Source organism: Alphaproteobacteria bacterium (genome assembly GCA_004295055.1).
Taxonomy (GTDB): domain Bacteria; phylum Pseudomonadota; class Alphaproteobacteria; order SHNJ01; family SHNJ01; genus SHNJ01.
In genome coordinates this window covers 14,056-32,756 of record SHNJ01000016.1, presented here as the reverse complement: position 1 = coordinate 32,756, position 18,701 = coordinate 14,056, and the positions used below count along the sequence as shown (strand labels likewise).

Annotated in this window: 15 protein-coding genes; 9 read left to right on the top strand and 6 right to left on the bottom strand. The window is 50.0% G+C overall.

Features of this window, described 5'->3' with window-relative positions; all coding sequences use genetic code 11:
• Positions 1-1,740, bottom strand: a 1,740-nt coding sequence (locus EYC62_04425) for a hypothetical protein (protein TAH35445.1), incomplete at its 3' end; no start/stop codon positions are given.
• A gap of 374 nt (positions 1,741-2,114) precedes the next feature.
• Here EYC62_04425 and EYC62_04420 point away from each other — a divergent pair.
• The gene (locus EYC62_04420; GenBank protein TAH35444.1) at positions 2,115-2,429 is read left to right on the top strand and encodes a co-chaperone GroES; all 315 of its coding nucleotides are present in this window, start codon (positions 2,115-2,117) and stop codon (positions 2,427-2,429) included.
• A 25-nt stretch (positions 2,430-2,454) separates the two neighbouring features.
• Complete coding sequence (groL, locus tag EYC62_04415; protein ID TAH35443.1) at positions 2,455-4,098, top strand: chaperonin GroEL; 1,644 nt, start codon at positions 2,455-2,457, stop codon at positions 4,096-4,098.
• 447 nt (positions 4,099-4,545) lie between these two features.
• On the opposite strand, the gene lysS is transcribed toward groL, so the two are convergent.
• Positions 4,546-6,054, bottom strand: a complete 1,509-nt coding sequence (lysS, locus tag EYC62_04410; GenBank protein TAH35442.1) for a lysine--tRNA ligase — start codon at positions 6,052-6,054, stop codon at positions 4,546-4,548.
• Positions 6,055-6,167: 113 nt separating this feature from the next.
• Here lysS and EYC62_04405 point away from each other — a divergent pair, with 113 nt between their 5' ends.
• Positions 6,168-7,295 carry an alkene reductase gene (locus EYC62_04405; GenBank protein TAH35441.1) on the top strand — a complete coding sequence of 376 codons (1,128 nt, stop codon included), beginning with the start codon at positions 6,168-6,170 and terminating at the stop codon, positions 7,293-7,295.
• On the opposite strand, the gene EYC62_04400 is transcribed toward EYC62_04405, so the two are convergent.
• Together EYC62_04400 and EYC62_04395 are read right to left on the bottom strand one after the other, a co-directional pair.
• Complete coding sequence (locus tag EYC62_04400) at positions 7,292-8,191, bottom strand: branched-chain amino acid aminotransferase (protein ID TAH35440.1); 900 nt, start codon at positions 8,189-8,191, stop codon at positions 7,292-7,294. The two genes, EYC62_04405 and EYC62_04400, sit on opposite strands and share 4 nt — an antisense overlap.
• Before the next feature lie 110 nt (positions 8,192-8,301).
• Entirely contained in the window at positions 8,302-9,630 is a 1,329-nt protein-coding gene (locus EYC62_04395; GenBank protein TAH35439.1) for a D-alanyl-D-alanine carboxypeptidase, read from the bottom strand.
• Between the two features lie 297 nt (positions 9,631-9,927).
• Here EYC62_04395 and EYC62_04390 point away from each other — a divergent pair, with 297 nt between their 5' ends.
• The 4 genes from EYC62_04390 to EYC62_04375 all read left to right on the top strand — a co-directional run bounded on the left by EYC62_04390 (position 9,928) and on the right by EYC62_04375 (position 14,140).
• Positions 9,928-10,398, top strand: coding sequence for a phasin family protein (locus tag EYC62_04390; GenBank protein TAH35438.1), 471 nt, complete (start codon positions 9,928-9,930; stop codon positions 10,396-10,398).
• A 159-nt stretch (positions 10,399-10,557) separates the two neighbouring features.
• The gene (clpS, locus tag EYC62_04385) at positions 10,558-10,890 is read left to right on the top strand and encodes an ATP-dependent Clp protease adapter ClpS (protein TAH35437.1); all 333 of its coding nucleotides are present in this window, start codon (positions 10,558-10,560) and stop codon (positions 10,888-10,890) included.
• Between the two features lie 9 nt (positions 10,891-10,899).
• A complete protein-coding gene (gene clpA, locus EYC62_04380) occupies positions 10,900-13,221 on the top strand; it encodes an ATP-dependent Clp protease ATP-binding subunit ClpA (protein ID TAH35436.1) in 2,322 nt (773 codons plus the stop codon).
• Between the two features lie 277 nt (positions 13,222-13,498).
• Positions 13,499-14,140: a hypothetical protein gene (locus EYC62_04375; protein TAH35435.1), complete on the top strand. Its 642-nt coding sequence runs from the start codon at positions 13,499-13,501 to the stop codon at positions 14,138-14,140.
• Positions 14,141-14,205: 65 nt separating this feature from the next.
• Here EYC62_04375 and EYC62_04370 read toward each other — a convergent pair whose 3' ends face one another.
• Positions 14,206-14,919, bottom strand: a complete 714-nt coding sequence (locus EYC62_04370; GenBank protein ID TAH35434.1) for a response regulator transcription factor — start codon at positions 14,917-14,919, stop codon at positions 14,206-14,208.
• A 222-nt stretch (positions 14,920-15,141) separates the two neighbouring features.
• On the opposite strand from EYC62_04370, the gene fliI reads away from it, so the two are divergent.
• Complete coding sequence (gene fliI / locus EYC62_04365; protein TAH35446.1) at positions 15,142-16,452, top strand: flagellar protein export ATPase FliI; 1,311 nt, start codon at positions 15,142-15,144, stop codon at positions 16,450-16,452.
• 171 nt (positions 16,453-16,623) lie between these two features.
• A complete protein-coding gene (gene fliJ, locus EYC62_04360) occupies positions 16,624-17,043 on the top strand; it encodes a flagellar export protein FliJ (GenBank protein TAH35433.1) in 420 nt (139 codons plus the stop codon).
• On the opposite strand, the gene EYC62_04355 is transcribed toward fliJ, so the two are convergent.
• Entirely contained in the window at positions 17,040-18,695 is a 1,656-nt protein-coding gene (locus tag EYC62_04355; GenBank protein TAH35432.1) for a hypothetical protein, read from the bottom strand. The genes fliJ and EYC62_04355 overlap by 4 nt on opposite strands.
• Between the last annotated feature and the right edge of the window lie 6 nt (positions 18,696-18,701).

Below are 18,701 nucleotides of genomic sequence, written 5' to 3'. Positions count from 1 at the left end.
ATCCGCGATTGAACTGCGCGCTCCTTCCTGATTTTCGACCATGGATGAAATATTGTCCTGAACTTTTTCCAATCGGTTGATTGTGGAGCCGACACTGGTACGGAATAAAATCAACTGATTCAGCGCGGCTTTGATCATTTGCTCGGCGCGTTTTGCCCCGCCGATGGAATTGATCATGCTGAATTCCAAACCTTGCGCCAGCATATTTAACCGCATGGCGCCGATGCGGAAGCCGATATTATCCGATGTTGCAATGCCGCTGCTGACACGGATAGTGCTTTCAAGTCCGCTGGTGCTGTTGTTTAGAATGCTTTGCATGCTCAGCTGTTTGCGGTTTAAAATGTCGACACGTCCATCGTTATTCAGATCGCCGTAAATAATATTGACGTTGAATGTGCCGGCAATCGACGTCGTTTGTGCCGCGCCGAAAGTGAACGAACCGGTTCCTTGCATCCAATATACCGACGAGTTGACGGTAGACGACGTGAATAGATCCAGAATGCCGTCGCCATTCATATCGCTGACGCAAACGTTGCCGATTGCGGTTGCGGACCCAACGTTGATGGTGACGCCAGTGCCCACATTGCCGTTGCCCAGGTTACGAATGATTTCGATGTTGCCGCCGGTTTTTCCATAAATGACATCAAGGAATCCATCCCCGTCAAAATCTGCGATTGCAGCACGTGCGTTAAATGTGTTGGCACCAGTTGTGAACAGCGAGCCGTTGCTATATCCGCCGGTGCTATTGCTGCTCATGATTTGAACTTGCGTTGCGCTATTCAAAATCAGATCCAAAGTGCCGTCGTTGTTCATATCAGCCAGCGCGATATTGCTTGCGGTGATTCCGGCAGTATAGGATGTGGTCGAGAAATTGCCTCCTCCGGTGGCGGTATAGACGGTGATGTTGGCACCGCTGCGGGTGACAAAGTCGGCCATGCCATCGCCGTTGATGTCGCCCGCGACCATGGCTGGCACGGCGCCCAGCGCAAAACTGTTCATGCTGGAAACGGTGCCATCGCCGTTATTGCGCCAAATGGTAATTGTGGCGCCGTTGTATGTGCTGAAGTCCATTCTTCCGTCGCCATCGAAATCGCCAACGGTGGAAGTTGGGCTGGATAGGCCAGTGGCGGTTAATACGACTTCGTTATCAAAGCTGCCGTCTCCGTGGCCATAGGCGACGGTGACGTTACCGGCAAGACTGTTGAATAAAAGCACATCGAGTATGCCGTCACCGTTGAAGTCGACAAGTTGGCTGCTGCCGTTGGCTGTGGCGCCGTTGCTGACGGTGTAACTTCTCAAGCCGGCAAAATCGAAACTCATATTGCCGACATCCATCAGCAGCGTTCCTCCAAAACTGCTGCTAACGGCTAGACGCGTGATTTCCTCCTTGATTTGTTGATACTCGGTATCGAGCATGCCGCGCTCCACTTGCGACAAGTTGCTGCTTTGCGCCTGTGCCGACAATGAGCGCATGCGCGTCAACATTTCCTGACCGCGCTGATACGTGCCTTCGGCGATTTGCATCATGCTGACTGCTTGTTGCGCGTTCTGCTGATATTTTTGCAGGGCAACTATTTCGCCGCGAATGCGGGAAGATACGGCGACACCGGCAACATCGTAACGCGCGCTCGGTGCATTTTGTCCGGTCGACAGTCGTGTCAGCGCGCGCTCCATCGCGTTCTGCGACCGCTGCAGCGACCGCAAGGCAATACTTGCGGCTTGGTTACTGTTGACCGTCATCGACACTCGGGACACCTCCTGCGTCTATAAGTGTCTCGCGCACAAACATAATTTGTCTGTGCACAAAAATGGGTTCATACTTTGACCCTATCGTATAGTATGACGCTAAAAGGATAAAAATTGCTTAAGAAGGGAGATTTGTTACAGTAACAATCTATATTTTACAATGAATTAGCCATATCTGTGGATAATCCTTTGTAGATACGAAAAAAAGAAACAATATTACGTATTTTTTTGGTTTGAGCCATTGACACTAGTAATTTTGTTTCCTAAATGTTTAGCACTCGTTTGGGCGGAGTGCTAAAAACTCTCCAAAAGCCCTATTACCGTATGCTTTTAATTCATTCTTAACCTACCGAAAAGGAGCAGTGCTCATGAAATTTAGACCGTTACATGACCGCGTTCTCGTAAAACGCGTCGAGTCGGAAACTAAAACCGCGGGCGGAATCATTATTCCGGACAGCGCCCAAGAAAAACCGATGGAAGGCGAAGTCGTCTCCGTTGGCACCGGCAACCGCGATGAAAGCGGCAAATTAGTGCCGTTGGATGTTAAAGCGGGCGACCGCATTTTGTTCGGCAAATGGTCCGGCACCGAAGTGAAAATGGATGGCACCGAATATCTGATCATGAAAGAATCCGATATCATGGGCATCATTGAAACTTCCGGTTCCAAGAAAAAAGCCGCCTAATAACGTTATTTAAAGGAGAATCCTAATGGCTAAACAAATTCATTCCGGCCAAGCCGGACGTCAAAAATTGCTATCCGGCGCATTGCAAGCGGCGAACACTATCGCTTCCACGCTTGGACCGGGCGGCAGAACCGTATTATTGCAAAAATCCTTTGGCGACCCACGGTCGACCAAAGACGGCGTAACCGTTGCCAAAGAAATCGAATTGGCCGATCCGTATGAAAATATGGGCGCGCAAATGATTAAAGCGGCGGCAAGCAAAACCGTCGATGCGGCCGGTGATGGCACCACCACATCGTCCGTTTTGGCTGGCGCTTTGATGCAAGAATCGATGAAATACATCATGGCCGGCGCGAATGCGACCGACCTGCGCCGCGGTTTGGATATGGCATCCGAAGCGGTGTGTGAGCGTTTATCGAAAATGTCGAAGAAAGTATCGACCAATCAGGAAATCAGCCAGATCGGCACGATTTCGGCGAACGGCGATAAAGAAATCGGCGACATGCTGGCCAAAGCCATGGACAAAGTCGGCCATGAAGGCGTAATCAGCGTCGAAGAAGCGAAATCGATGGAAACCGAATTGGATGTCGTCGAAGGCATGCAGTTCGATCGGGGCTATATCAGCCCGTATTTCGTCACCAACGCCGAAAAAATGACCTGCGAACTGGAAAATCCATTCATTTTGATTTTCGAGAAAAAATTGTCGGGTCTTCAAGCGATGCTGCCAGTATTGGAAGCCATCGTGCAATCCGGCAAACCGTTATTGGTCATTGCTGAAGACGTGGAAGGCGAAGCCTTGGCGACTTTGGTGGTCAATAAATTGCGCGGCGGTTTGAAAGTCGCTGCGGTTAAGGCGCCTGGATTCGGCGATCGCCGCAAAGCGATGCTGGAAGACATTGCGATTCTGACCAACGGCCAATTGATTTCCGAAGATTTGGGCATCAAATTGGAAAACGTGTCCTTGAACATGTTGGGCAAAGCTAAAAAAGTGATCATCACGAAGGAAGAAACCACCATCGTCGATGGCACCGGCAAAAAAGCCGAAATCGAAGCGCGCGTAGATCAGATCAAAGCGCAAATCGAAGAAACCACATCGGATTACGACAAAGAAAAATTGCAAGAACGCTTGGCCAAATTGGCTGGCGGCGTTGCGGTAATCCGTGTCGGCGGCGCGACCGAAGTCGAAGTGAAAGAACGCAAAGACCGTGTTGAAGACGCGATGCACGCAACCCGTGCCGCGGTTCAAGAAGGCATCGTTCCGGGCGGCGGCGTTGCGTTGTTGCAAGCGTCCAAATCTTTGGATTCCTTGAAAATCAGCAACGACGATCAGCGCGCAGGCATCGACATCGTTCGCCGCGCGTTGCAAGCGCCATTGCGTAAAATTGCTGAAAACGCCGGTGAAGACGGTTCGGTTATCGTTGGAAAAGTGCTGGAAGGCAAAGATTCCAACTTTGGCTGGGATGCGTACAAAGGCGAATTCACCGACCTGGTGAAATCAGGCATTATCGATCCGACCAAAGTGGTTCGTACCGCTTTGCAATCGGCGATTTCCGTTGCCGGTCAATTGATCACCACCGAAGCGGTCATTGCGGATCTTCCGAAAAAAGAAGAAGCGCATGGCCATGATCATGGCGGCGGTGGCGGCGGCATGGGCGGAATGGGTTTCTAATTCCACCTGCATTCGTTATCGGAAAGGGGCGCGGTTTGCGCCCCTTTCTTTTTGTCCATGCTGTTTAATTTTTCCCCGGCTTCGCCCAGATCACTCAATATACACAATAACTATTTGATAATAAAAGATAAAATATAGTGCTTCTAATCTTTCATCGATCGGGGTGTGCAAAATTTACAGATGACATTTTTAATAAAAATAGTAAAAACAAAATAATAGAAACAATTTTTACAGGAGAAAAAGATGAGTAAAGGTCCTCGCGCTTCAGATTCTGAAGGCCCAGATTATCGTTTAGAGTTGCATCAAAAAACTGACGTTGGGCCGGATTATCATGACGGTACAAGACCGCCGCTTAGAGATATGGTGGATCCCACGGCGCTAAATTGGTTGCGGAGAGAAAGCACCCATAACCGCTAGGAAATTTAGCGTTTTATTTGTCGGTAATTTTTACGCCTTCGGCCGCAGGGTCGGGAATGCAATCACATCGCGGATGCTGGCGGAATCGGTCAACAACATCACCATCCGGTCGATGCCGATGCCAAGTCCGCCGGTGGGCGGTAAGCCATATTCCAGCGCGGTGACATAATCTTCGTCCATCATTTGCGCCTCGGCATCGCCTTCCTCGCGTTGTTTCATTTGTTCGGCAAACCGGTCATGTTGATCGACCGGATCGGACAATTCCGAAAACGCGTTGGCGATTTCCCATCCATTGGCGAAAGATTCAAACCGTTCCGTCAGCAGGGGATTGCTGCGATGAACTTTGGCCAGCGGCGAAATATCTTTTGGTAAATCGATCACATGGGTCGGTTGCACCAAGGTCGCTTCGACTTTGGCGTCGAACATGGCGGCGACCACTTGGCCCCAATTGGATTTTGGTTCCACATATACGCCCAATTTATCGGCGGCGGCGCGTGCGGCGGCGGGATCGGTGATCGTCATGAAATCGACGCCGGTTTCTTGTTTAACCAAATCGGTCATGGATTTGCGCGGCCATGGCGATTTAAAATCGATTTCGCGGCCTTGATAAGTCACTTTGGTGGTGCCCAGAACCGTATTGGCGCAATGCGCGATAATATTTTCGGTCAGCGTCATAATGTCGTTGTAATCGGCATAGGCAAGGTACAATTCCAGCGTGGTGAATTCCGGATTATGCTTGATCGAAATACCTTCGTTGCGGAAGCAGCGATTAATTTCATACACGCCATTGGCAAGACCGCCAACGATCAGGCGTTTTAAATGCAATTCCGGCGCGATGCGCAGAAAGAAATTGGAATCCAGCGCATTGTGATGCGTGGTAAACGGCTTTGCCGACGCGCCGCCCTGGATCGCGTGCAGCATTGGCGTTTCGACTTCCATAAATCCGTTTTCATCGAGATACCGGCGCATGGCCGATACGATGCGGCTGCGGTTACGCAACGTTGTGCGCGATGTTTCATTCATAATCAGGTCGACATAACGCTGGCGGTAACGCGTTTCGACATCCGACAGACCGTGATATTTTTCCGGCAGAGTATGCAATGCTTTGGATAGAACGGTAATAGTTTGCACTTTGACCGATAATTCGCCGCGCGGCGTGCGGCGGATAGTGCCGGTAGCGCCGATCATGTCGCCGATATCCAGTAAATCGCGGATCGCCAGTTGATCGGCGGATAAATTATCTTTATGCGCAAAGACTTGAATTTTTGCGGTTTCATCCATCAAATCGATAAACATGCCGGAATTGCGGTACGCCATAATGCGCCCGGCAACCTGAACCACATCGGCGGTTTCGGTTCCGGCGGCCAGATCCTTGTATGTATCCTGCAATTGTTGCGCGGTATGGCTGCGCACGAATTTATAAGGGTAGGGGTTAATGCCCATTTCACGCAATTTTTCGGCCTTGGCCAAACGCACGGCGCGATAATCCTCGGCATGGATTTCGGTGGTGGCATTTTGGGCGGCATTTTTTGCGTTCATAGATAACTCCAATAAAGACCGCAAATAATAGCAGCCTTATACAAAGCAGTAAAGCTGTGGATCATCTGTGGGAAAGGCTTGAATTTTACAGAGTTGCTCATATATCTGAATGTATGACCCAGCAAAATCCTATTTTAAATCCTCTGCAACTTGGCAAATTCAATTTAAAAAACCGCGTCATTATGGCGCCACTGACCCGGATGCGGGCAAAGATGCCCGGGAATATTCCGTGGCAATTGAATGCCCAATATTACGCGCAACGGGCTGGCGCCGGGTTGATTATTTCCGAAGCCACCCCGATTAATCCAATGGCCCACGGGTATTATGCGACGCCGGGGATTCATACGGCCGAGCAAATCGAAGGTTGGAAATTGGTAACCGACGCCGTGCACAAGGCAGGCGGTTTAATATTCCTGCAATTATGGCATGTCGGCCGTCAGTCGCATCCGGATTTATTGCCGGGCGGCGCGTTACCGGTGGCTCCGTCGGCGATCTCTCCGGGCGGCCAGGCGCCGACCGCAAACGGAATGAAGGATCGCGTTACCCCGCGCGCCCTCGCGCTGGATGAAATTCCGCAAATCGTCGAAGATTACCGCCATGCGGCCGCCAATGCCAAATTGGCCGGTTTTGACGGCGTAGAAATTCACGCGGCCAATGGATATTTGCTGGATCAGTTTATGTGCGATGGTTCCAACCACCGCACCGATATTTATGGCGGCAGCGTTGAAAACCGCGCGCGTCTGACATTGGAAGTCGTCCGCGCCGTGTTGCGCGAATGGGATTCCCGCCAGGTTGGCATACGTTTATCGCCATCCGGCACGTTTGGCGATATTCATCCTTCCGATCGCTGGGCCCAGTATTCGTATGTTGTCGAACGGTTGCGCGAATATCATTTGGCCTATATTCACCTGGTCGAACCCCGCACGGAAGGTTCCAGCGATAAGCCGAGTAGTGAAACAGATATAGAATTGGACCGGTTTAAACCATTAATTGGACCGGAAACTTGTTTGATCGCTGCCGGCGGACATACCCAAGAAACCGCGAATCGGGCTATTGCCAGCGGGGTGGCCGATGCGGTTGCGTTTGGCCGTTGGCTTATTTCCAATCCCGATTTGGCTGATCGGTTTAAGGTTGGCGCAAAATTAACGCCATATGACCGCGATACATTTTATGGAGGCACGGAAAAAGGCTATACCGATTATCCAACGATGGATTGCAGCGGCAAAAAAGCCTGCGCCTAGATAATAATTTTGGCTTTCGATTGGATTCGCCCATGGGCGAAATCCCAATATAATTTCTTCGCGTGCGCGGCAACGGGGCCAGGGGCCGGATCGAATAAACGATCTTCCAATTTTGTGCAGGCGCGGATTTTGAATAAATTGCCGGTGGAAAATACTTCATCCGCTTCCATCAAATCCTGCAATTTCGTGACTTTTTCTTCGATTCTATATCCGGCATCGGCCAGCAACCCGCTGACGCGCTGGCGCGTAATCCCATTTAAAAAACAAGCACTGGGTTTCGGCGTATAGACGGTTGTGCCTTTGACATAAATCAAATTCGCTACCGCAAATTCGCAAACATTGTCATTCAGATCCAGCATTAATGCCGTATCGAATCCTTTTTCCTTGGCTTCGACGCCGGCAAGGTGAATGTTGGTATAAAGCGCGTTCGCCTTGGCATTGGTTGGCGCGGTGCGCGGATCGGGACGGCGGTACGAAGAAACGCAAGCCGTAAAAGTATCGCCGGCCCAGGGCACTTCGGTGGTAACGACCGCAAAATTGATTTTGCTTTGATTGGCGGGAATAATTCCTTCGGCGGCCCAGAATTCCAGTCTTATATAAAGCAGCGCGTCTTTGGGAAATTTGGCGATGGATTTATGGCAAATATCAATCGCATATTGTGCATCCACCGGCGGGGTCAGGCGCAGACGCTGCGTGGATAGAATGGACCGCTGGCAATGCAAGTCCAGATCCGGAACTACACCTTCGAAAGATCGTGCGCTGTCGAATACGCCAACTCCTACCCAGGCGCCATTATCCATGGCCCGAATCATAGGCGGGTTGCCGCGATATTGGTCGTTGGAATCTGACCAAAATCCGTCTTCGTCATATCGTTTGATATAGGTTACAGAAGCCATAATAGAGGAAGGAATAAAAGGTTGGACCTTTACTCTAGGACAGAATAGTTAGCAGATGGTAAAGATTGCGCCGGCAGACTAGGACAATACTGTTTCGAAGTGGAAATCGTTTAGAAGTTGGCGGCGAGTTTTTCTGGCGAAACGATCTGGCATTCCCGTTTTTGCTTTTTCAGGGTGGAGCAGGCGGTATTGGCATCATTTTCCGTCAAGCCGATCAAACGCGCGCGGTAGACGCGTTTTTTGCCCTTGGCAAGGGGTGCTACATCAACGGTAGCTACCTTCAGCAAGGCATGCAAACGTTGTGCTTTTGCGGCTGCGGTTTTAGCCTTGCTCATAGAATTGAAGGCACCTACTTGTACTCCCCAGCTATTGGAACTGTCGGAAATGGAAGAAGGTTCCGATACGGGCGCAGGGTAATTGACGGGCGCAAGGGCGCTGACTTGTTTTGCGGGGTTGATCGGCGCTGGAGTATCAGCGGCATCGCCAGCCGGTTCATTGGCGGCGGTATAATCTTCGTTGGCAATGCGGTCAGGCATATCCTCGCTGTCGGAACGGGAGCTAATCATGGCGGTAGGTACCGGGTAAGATGCATAAGCGCGCGCCACGCCGATTTTTTCAAAATTATTATCCAGCAGCCGTTGCATTTGAATGTCGCGCCAGTTGGCGGATTTGCCGCCCATTACAACGCCAACCAAACGGCGGCCGCTGCGTTCGGCGGATGCAACCAGATTGAACCCGGATGCGCGGATATAGCCGGTTTTAATACCATCCAGGCCTGGGTAATTGCCCAAAAGATGGTTGTGATTATTGATGACTTCGCCGCGATAAACGAATTGTTCGGTGTTGAACATTTTATAATTGGATGGAAAATCGCGAATCAAAGCTTGGCCCAACACGCCCATATCGCGCGCGGTGGTGACTTGGCCGCGTGCCGGGAGGCCCGATGCGTTTTTGAATGCGGTGCGGGTCATGCCCAATTTTTTGGCTTGCGAAGTCATTTGCGATGCGAACTTTGCCTCGCTTCCGGCAATGCCTTCGGCCAAGACAACGGCCATGTCATTTGCGGAACGGGTAATAATCGCGAGCAACGCATTGCGTACGGAAATGGTGTCGCCAGGATTCAATCCCAATTTAGATGGCGGTTGACGCGCGGCGCGTTTTGACACGGACAATTGTTGATCCCAGGTCAATTTGCCTTTGTTAATCGCATCAAAAGTCAAATACGCGGTCATCATTTTGGTCAGCGATGCTGGCTTGCGTTGTTCGTGCTGATATTTCTCATCCAGCACTTTTCCGGTGTAAGCATCGAAAATAATATGGGAATAACGGGCTTGCGCAGGGGTTGCAGAGAAGGCAACAAGCAATACTAATAGTATTGGCAAAGCGCGCAAAAAGGCTAATTTCTTTGTTTTTTCAATCATTTCTAAGAAACACAACATCTAGGGATTGAGACAGCGAAGTACCACTCAATCTAGTTTACCCATTTTAAATCTATTCTAGAATAATAATCTTAATAATTTCCAAAACTTAGTTGAGGATATTGTTTCAAATGCTGGCTATAGCATACAAGCCACACGTAATAAAATTATTTTTTGCTGCACTGCAAAAATACGCTTGACAACCCATTGAAGTATAATTATATAGATATTATTGCGATGCAAAAACTATCAAAAACCCTTGGAATTTAAGGTTTTTAGGATTAGAGTTATTAACAGGCTTTGGAATAGGAGTTTATCATGGCTAAAGCAAAATCAAGCACGAAATCGGCGAAATCGTCCGCCAAATCGTTTAACGATGCGTATACCAACGGCAAAAACGGCTTTGAATCCGCCGCGAAAAGCTTCGAAAACTTTTTCAATGCGAAAAACATGGAAGAAGCAACCGCCTATGGTAAGCAAAATCTGGATGCAGTATTGGAATCCAGCAATTTGTTGGCTCAAGGCTGCCAAGAAATCAGCAACGCTTGGATGGGTTTTGCCCAACAATCGCTGCAAACCGGCGTTAACGCCGCAAAAGAATTGATGGGCTGCAAATCCTTGCAAGAAGCAATGGAACTGCAAACCGCCTATGCCCGCAGCTTTTTTGAAGATGCCGTGAACGAAGGTTCCCGTCTGTCGGAATTGTCTGCTCGCGTAGCAAACGAAGCTTTCGAACCGGTTCGTGAGTGTGTAAACACCACCATCGAAAAAGTTTGGAAAGCCGCCTAATAGCGATTTCAAATACTTAAGTTGAAAAAGGCCCGGTTTCCGGGCCTTTTTTATTGGCCAAATAAGCACTACATAAACATTATGCGCGGGGTGGGGGCCGGGCTAAAACTTTATTAATAATTCCAGTGTGATACTATAGGGTATTCAAAAGTTTATTCTATGCCTGATCATCCAAACCATAATGAACCCGGCCATCCATCTTCGCCGGGGCTAATTTTAAAAACGCGGCCAAAAACCAAAAAGCCGTCGATGTACAAAGTCTTGCTTTTAAACGACGATTATACGCCGATGGAATTCGTGGTGCATATTCTGGAACGGTTTTTTCAGATGCCGCGGGAAAGCGCGACGCAAATCATGCTGGAAATACACACGCGTGGCGTTGGACTATGCGGTATATTCACGCATGAGGTTGCCGAAACCAAAGTCGGCATGGTGATGGACTATGCCCGGGCCAATCAACATCCATTGCAATGTACGATGGAAAAGGAATAGGGGAAGCATATGTTATCGAAACATCTGGAACGTACCTTACACCGCGCCATCGATACGGCGGGCGAATACCGGCACGAATTTGCCACCCTGGAACATTTGTTGTTGGCCCTAACCGAAGACAGCGACGCGGTCGCGGTGATGAGAGCCTGTGGCGTCGATATTGTATTGTTGCAAAAAGAATTGATCGAGCATCTTAGCACCACCCTAGACAATTTAACTTCGCAAACCGCCGTCGAAGCCAAAGGCACCGCCCGTTTCCAGCGCGTCATTCAACGCGCGGTAATCCATGTGCAATCCGCCGGCCGCGCCGAAGTCACTGGCGCCAACGTGCTGGTGGCGATGTTTAACGAACGCGAGTCATTTGCGGTTTATTTCCTGAATCAACAAGGCATGAACCGGTTCGATGCGGTAAATTATTTGTCGCATGGCATCGCCAAAGTTCCGGGCCGCAATCAATATCGCCGCCCAAGCGGCACATCGGACGAAGAATCCGCCGAAGCGCAGGCAGCCAACGCCACAGGCGCCAGTTTGTTATCCGCTTATTGCGTCAATTTGAATCGCAAAGCCGCCGAAGGCAAGATCGATGCCTTGATCGGCCGCGATGAAGAATTGGAACGGGTTATTCAGATTCTGTGCCGCCGCAGCAAAAACAATCCGATTTTGGTTGGCGATCCCGGTGTCGGCAAAACCGCCATCGCCGAAGGTTTGGCGTTGCGCATCGTCAAAGGCGATGTGCCCGAAGTTTTAAAACCGGCGACAGTATACAGCCTGGATATGGGCGCGCTACTGGCTGGAACGCGCTATCGCGGCGATTTCGAAGAACGGTTAAAGGGCGTGATCGCGGAGCTGGAAAAAGATTCGCATGCGGTATTGTTCATTGATGAAATTCACACCATCATCGGCGCCGGCGCGACCAGCAATGGTGCGATGGATGCATCCAATATTTTAAAACCAGGCTTGTCCAATGGGACGATTCGCTGCATCGGATCGACCACGTACAAAGAATATCGCAATCATTTTGAAAAAGACCGCGCCTTGCTGCGCCGGTTCCAAAAGGTCGATGTAAATGAACCCGCGCTGGACGACGCGATTAAAATCATGCGCGGATTAAAAGGCATTTATGAAAAACACCATGGCGTGAATTATACCGATGCGGCGATCAAAGCATCGGTGGAATTGTCCGCCAAGTATATCGGCGACCGCAAATTGCCGGATAAAGCCATTGACGTGATTGACGAGGCTGGCGCGATTCAAAAACTGCGCAAGCCCGAAGACCGCAAAACGACGATTCAAGTCAAGGATATCGAGGATGTCGTAGCGAAGATAGCGCGCATTCCATCCAAAGCCGTATCGCAAGACGACAAGCAAACCCTGCAAAACCTGTCGCGCGATTTGAAACGCGTGGTATTCGGTCAGGACAAAGCGATTGAGGCTTTGGCGTCGTCGGTAAAATTATCCCGTGCCGGATTGCGCGAACCGGAAAAGCCGATTGGCAGCTATTTATTTTCCGGCCCGACCGGCGTCGGCAAAACCGAAGTCGCAAGGCAATTGGCGCATACCATGGGATTGAAATTGATCCGCTTCGATATGTCCGAATATATGGAAAAACATTCCGTGTCCCGACTGATCGGCACGCCGCCAGGCTATGTAGGATTCGAACAGGGCGGGTTGCTGACCGATGCAATCGATCAAACGCCGCATGCGGTCTTGTTGTTGGATGAAATTGAAAAAGCGCATCCAGATTTGTTCAATTTATTGTTGCAAGTGATGGATTACGGCAAATTGACCGACAATAACGGCAAAACCGTCGATTTTCGTAGCGTGGTTTTGATTATGACCACCAACGCCGGCGCATCGGAATTATCTAAAACCGCGATTGGATTCGAACGCACCCACCGTTTTGGCGAAGATGAGGAGGCGATTAAACGCCAATTCACCCCGGAATTCCGTAATCGCTTAGATGCTATTATTCCATTCACGCCATTGCCGATGGAAGTGGTTGAAAAAGTCGTCGATAAATTCCTGATGCAACTCGAAGCCCAGTTGGCCGACAAGCATGTCACTATCGAAATTTCCGCCGAAGCCCGTAAATATTTGGCGGAACATGGATATGATGCCGCCAATGGCGCCCGTCCATTGTCCCGGTTGATTCAAGAGAAAATCAAAAAACCGCTGGCCGACGAGCTGCTGTTCGGCAAATTGCGTAAGGGCGGCGTGGTGCGGATTGAAAGCCGGGATAAGGAATTGACCTTTGAATTTATCGAGCGGGATTTGACCGGCATGGACCCCGCCGATGACCTGCCGAACCGCAAAGATTCGGAATTGGTTTAAAGATATCCATCTAAATTATCTTCCCCCTTGTGGGGAAGGATAGAAAATCTTAGCGCTGATTGGCGCTTAGATTTCTTGAATGGGGGTAGAGGAGAAGTCTATCTATGATATTTTTACCCCCACCCCAACCCTCCCCACAAGGGGGAGGGGGATGTTAGGGGGGGTAGTTATTAGCAATCCCCGAAACAATTTTAACCCATCCACACAAAAATATTGGCATTTTCCGGGCAGTTGCGGCTATAGTAAGCCATAATTCCGTTTCTCAATATGGTGTCCTATGAATCTAGATTTCCGCGTTGTCGAATTACTGTTTTCCCGTATGTGCCATGATCTGGTCGGCCCGGTTGGCGCCGCGGTCAACGGCGTTGAACTGCTCGAAGAATTTGGCGGCGAGATGGCCGACGAAGCGATCACTTTGCTCGGCAGCAGCGCGCGGGTTGCTTCGCGCCGTTTGCGTGTATATCGTGTGGCTTATGGCATGGCGGCTGGCGCGGCGATTTCCTCGCTTGGCGATTTGCGCAGCCTGATTGCCGAATTTCTGGATGGCGGAAAAATCGTTCTGGAATGGCCGGATAACAAAATGCCAGCCGTGCATGTCGGCCGTAACGCCATTAAATGCATTTTGAATATGTCGATTTGCGCGGCCGAAACTTTGCCGCGTGGCGGCACGTTGCATGTTGGCGTCGAACAAGCCGGCGCGGACATGGTTGTAACCATGCAGGCCAAGGGCCAGGGCGCCCGTTTGGCGGAAGGCGTGGGCGAGGCCATGGGTATGAGCGTATCTTCGGAACGTTTAGATCCGCGCACCGTGCATTCTTATTTCACCGCGGTCATCGCCAAGCATGCGGGCAGCGGTTTGAAATTCGAAGAAGGTACGGACATAGTGACTTTGTCCTGCAAGGTATCGGCTTCGGAATAGAAAATTGAGATTTATAAAAAACCCCGCAAGCAATTGCGGGGTTTTTGTTTAGGAGCATTCAAATCTTAGGCATTGGCGACGGCGGCTTGTTTTGCTGCTTCGGAATCCGGATCGCGCAATACATATCCGCGGCCCCAGACGGTTTCGATATAATTTAAACCGCCGGAAGCATCCTGCAATTTTTTACGCAGTTTGCAAACGAACACGTCGATAATTTTTTGCTCTGGCTCGTCCATGCCGCCATATAAATGGTTCAAGAATTGTTCTTTGGTCAGGGTGGAACCCTTGCGCAAAGCCAGCAATTCCAAAATGCCATATTCTTTGCCGGTCAGGTGCACTTGTTTGGAATCGATTTCCACCATGTGCGAATCCAAATTCACCAGCAAGCGGCCGCAACGAATGATCGATTCGGCGTGGCCTTTGGAACGGCGCACGATGGCTTGGATACGGGCCAGCAATTCGCGTTTGTCGAATGGCTTGGTCAAATAATCGTCGGCGCCGAAACCCAGACCTTTGATCTTGTTATCCAATTCCGACAGACCCGATAGAATCAGAATAGGGGTTTCGACTTTGGATGCGCGCAGACGGCGCAATACTTCATAGCCGTCGATATCCGGCAACATCAAATCCAGAATGATTAAATCATAGTCGTATAATTTGCCGATTTCGAGACCGTCTTCGCCAAGATCGGTGAGGTCGACGATATAATTGGCGGATTTAAGCATCGTGTCGATGCTTTTGGCCATGGATGGATCGTCTTCGACAAGTAAAATGCGCATAACTGAAACTCCCTATTAATAAAACCTAATAACTCGCGTTAATTAACTTTAATTTTTATTTTATATTTCTTAATTATACGTTAACTACTTTAATAAAGATTAACAATTTTACGCAACAAGGTTGTTATTTGTTGACACCGAGACACAACATAGGCATGGTAAAAATGTCTCGATTCTTAAATTGTCTTTTGTTTTCAGATATTTGGTGAAATCTTGGAATTGATCGGCGCCATTAACGATGAAATTAACCGCTTAAGCCCCACAAGGTACTTTGGCAAGGTCACGAGCATATTGGGCATGCTGGTCGAAATAGGGGGCATTGAGACCCATTTATCGGTCGGGGATCGGATCTATTTACAAAACCGCCAGAACAAAATGATCGCTTGCGAAATAGTCGGATTTAAAAACGACCGCGCAATGGCGATGGCGTTCCATAATTTAGAAGGCGTTGGATTAGGCACCAAGGCGATGGCTGAATCCGCCGATCCCGTCGTTCACCCATCCGAAGCGTGGCTTGGCCGCGTAATCAATGCCTTTGGCCAGCCGATCGACGATAAAGGTCCGTTGCCGCAAGGCCCGTTGCCTTACCCATTGCGCGCATCGCCGCCGCCCGCGCATTCGCGCCAGCGTGTCGGCGAGAAGATGGATCTGGGTGTTCGTGCGATCAATACGTTTCTCACCTGTTGCCGTGGACAGCGTATGGGAATTTTTTCGGGTTCCGGCGTCGGCAAATCGACCGTGATTTCGATGATGACCAAATATACATCGGCGCAAGTATCGGTGATTGGTTTGGTGGGCGAGCGTGGCCGCGAAGTGCAAGAATTTTTACAAGACGATTTAGGCGAAGAAGGCTTGAAACGCAGCGTTGTCATCGTCGCTACATCGGATGAATCGCCATTGATGCGCCGCCAGGCAGCCTATTTAACCTTAAGCGTATCCGAATATTTCCGCGATCAGGGCAAAGATGTTTTGTGTCTGATGGACTCCATCACTCGTTTCGCGATGGCGCAGCGGGAAATCGGATTGTCGGCTGGCGAACCGCCAACCAGCAAAGGATATACGCCAACCGTGTTTGCGGAATTGCCAAGATTGTTGGAACGCGCCGGTCCAGGCGCCAAAGGGCAGGGATCGATTCCGGGATTATTTACCGTGCTGGTCGAAGGCGACGACACGAACGAGCCTATCTCGGATGCGGTGCGCGGCATTGTCGATGGGCATATTGTAATGGACCGCGCCATCGCCGATCGCGGCCGGTATCCCGCAATCAACGTTTTAAAAAGCGTGTCGCGGACCTTGCCGGATTGCAATACGGATCAGGAAAATGCGCTGATTAATCGCGCGCGCGAATTGCTGGCCACATACGAAGATATGGGCGAAATGATTCGTCTAGGAGCTTACCGCGCCGGAAGCGACCCAAAAATTGACGAAGCGATCCGGTATTATCCGGCGCTGGAAAGTTTTTTAAAACAAAGCGAGCATGAATCCAGCCGGTTTGCCGACGGATACCGGCAATTGGCGGACATTTTGAAGTAAAATTAATAATGCTATCCTCCCCTTGAGAGAGGGTCAAAATCACATAGTGATTTTGGGGTGGGGATTTAGTCTATAAATTTGCACCTTTTTTCATTTATACAATAATATCCCCACCCCAAACCCGCTTCGCGGCTTTGACCCTCCCTCAAGGGGAGGGTATAAGTAATATTAATGAAAAAAATCGCGACCTTGATCCGAATGTATAAGTTCGAGCTTGATGAGAAGCGTCGCGCGCTGGTGGCTATTGAAGAACAGATGCAGCGTACCATGGATGCGCGTCTGAACTTAGATAAAGAGCTGGCGGAAGAACAAAAAACCGCCGCTCAAGCCATCGAACTGGGCATGACCTATCACGGCTATTCCAAAAAATTCATTGCGCGGCGCCAGAAATTGGAACAGGAACTCGAACATTTAAAGATCGAGGTAGAAAAAGCCGAGCTGGTCGTGCAAATGGCCTATCAGGAATTGAAAAAATACGAGGTCACGGCCGAACGCCAGGCCGCGCGCGAAAAACTGGAAGCCACGCGCAAGGAACAAGCGGAAACCGACGATACCACTATCGCCGCGTTCGAGCGGAAGAAGAAAAGTTAAATTTTTGTCCCCAAATGCCCAGTCGCTGCCAGGTTTTCGGCGCCCGGTTTCATTGGAAAAACCGGCGTGGTTTGAAAGCTGATTTGCCCATTCCATCCGGACATATCCATGTAATCTTGGAAAATCTGCCGCACATTCTGTTGTACGCTGTTGGGCCAGGCGTCCACCGTGCGTACCATTAAATTAAAAGTTTGTTCGCGGATAAAACCGTCCAACTGCAAAGCGCCAAGGCGAGACAAATTGGCTTCGATTACAAAACGCTGGCCTTGGCTTTCTTCGCCTTCGTCATGGTGGTTGCGGAAATAACATTGTACATAATGCAATTGCTGTCCGTCGAACACCGGCAACGGCAAATGACGCCATGGCGCGGCGCTGGTCTCATCGGCCGATTTCTGAATGGAACGGAATTCGTCGGATAATTTCGATGTGATATCGGCCTTATCTTTTTCCAATTCTTTCAGCAATTTTGGGCCCAGCCAGAATTTCGCATCGCCGGCGGTCATGGCCACAAAATACATGATCGCTTGATTGACAAATCGCCCGTCGGTGTTTGGCAGTACGGTTTTTATGAATTGCGATAATGGGGTGTTGGTCTGGGTACGCCATAAATCGATCAATTCATCAAGATTGGGTAAAGTCTTGCCGCCTAACGGCAAGGCGGATGGGGTGGTTGACGCCTTAATTGCGGCCTCGGCGGCAACCAACGGGTCGTTTAAGTTCAGGGAAATTAAAACATCGTCATTCACATTCAATTGGAATGGCGATTGCAATGTAAGGATGCCGGTCGGAATGCGTAAGGTTGCGATGTAATTATTGCTGACATGAATGACTTTGGCGGGGATGGGGATGATGCCGTCTTCCATGTGTTCGGGGCCGACAAATGTAATGCTTACATTTTGCGGGCGCGGGATTTTATCCGCCGCTTGGGCATAGACCATCGCTGGATTGCTGGGCGTGGCATAAGCGCGTGTCGTGGCCGCAGGCGGGGATGGTGATTGACCTTGCGGTACAATAATCGGCTGTTTATTGCCTTCGCGAGGCAATTGCAGTTGTACGGAATCGCCCGGTTTATAAGGTTGCTGGGATTCTACTTCCAAGGCGCCAAATTGGGTTTGCACCTGAATTTTTCCATTGGCGGCCTGGATGACTTTGCCGCCAATCACTATGCCGTCCGATGTATCGCTTCCCGGAGTCCAGAAATCGGATTTAAGCCGCATGAAAATCGCCTTGGCAATCAGGCCAGGCATAATCATAGACGGGTGTTCCGCCACATCTATATCCGGCGGCGCCAATTGGGCAATCAAACTGCGAATTTGGTCCGACACATCGGCGTGCTTGGCGCCTTCTGTCAGGACGGCGGTTTGTTGCGCGACCGTTTGAATCTGGACTTGCGGTTGCGGCCCATTTTGCTGAATGGCGATTTGAATCGCTTTGCCTGGAATCAGGGCTTGCGTCGTTTGAATTTTTAAAACGCCTAAATCGGTTTTAACTTCGATCTGGCCGGCGGAGTTTTTGCCAATCACCTGTCCGGAAATGATTTGACCAATCGCCATTTTTTGCACGGCCTCGGTCGCATTGACGATATGCGCGGCAATGGGATTGATAACGGATCTTATTGGTTGAACTTCGGGGGGAACGCGGATGTCCGCCACCACCGC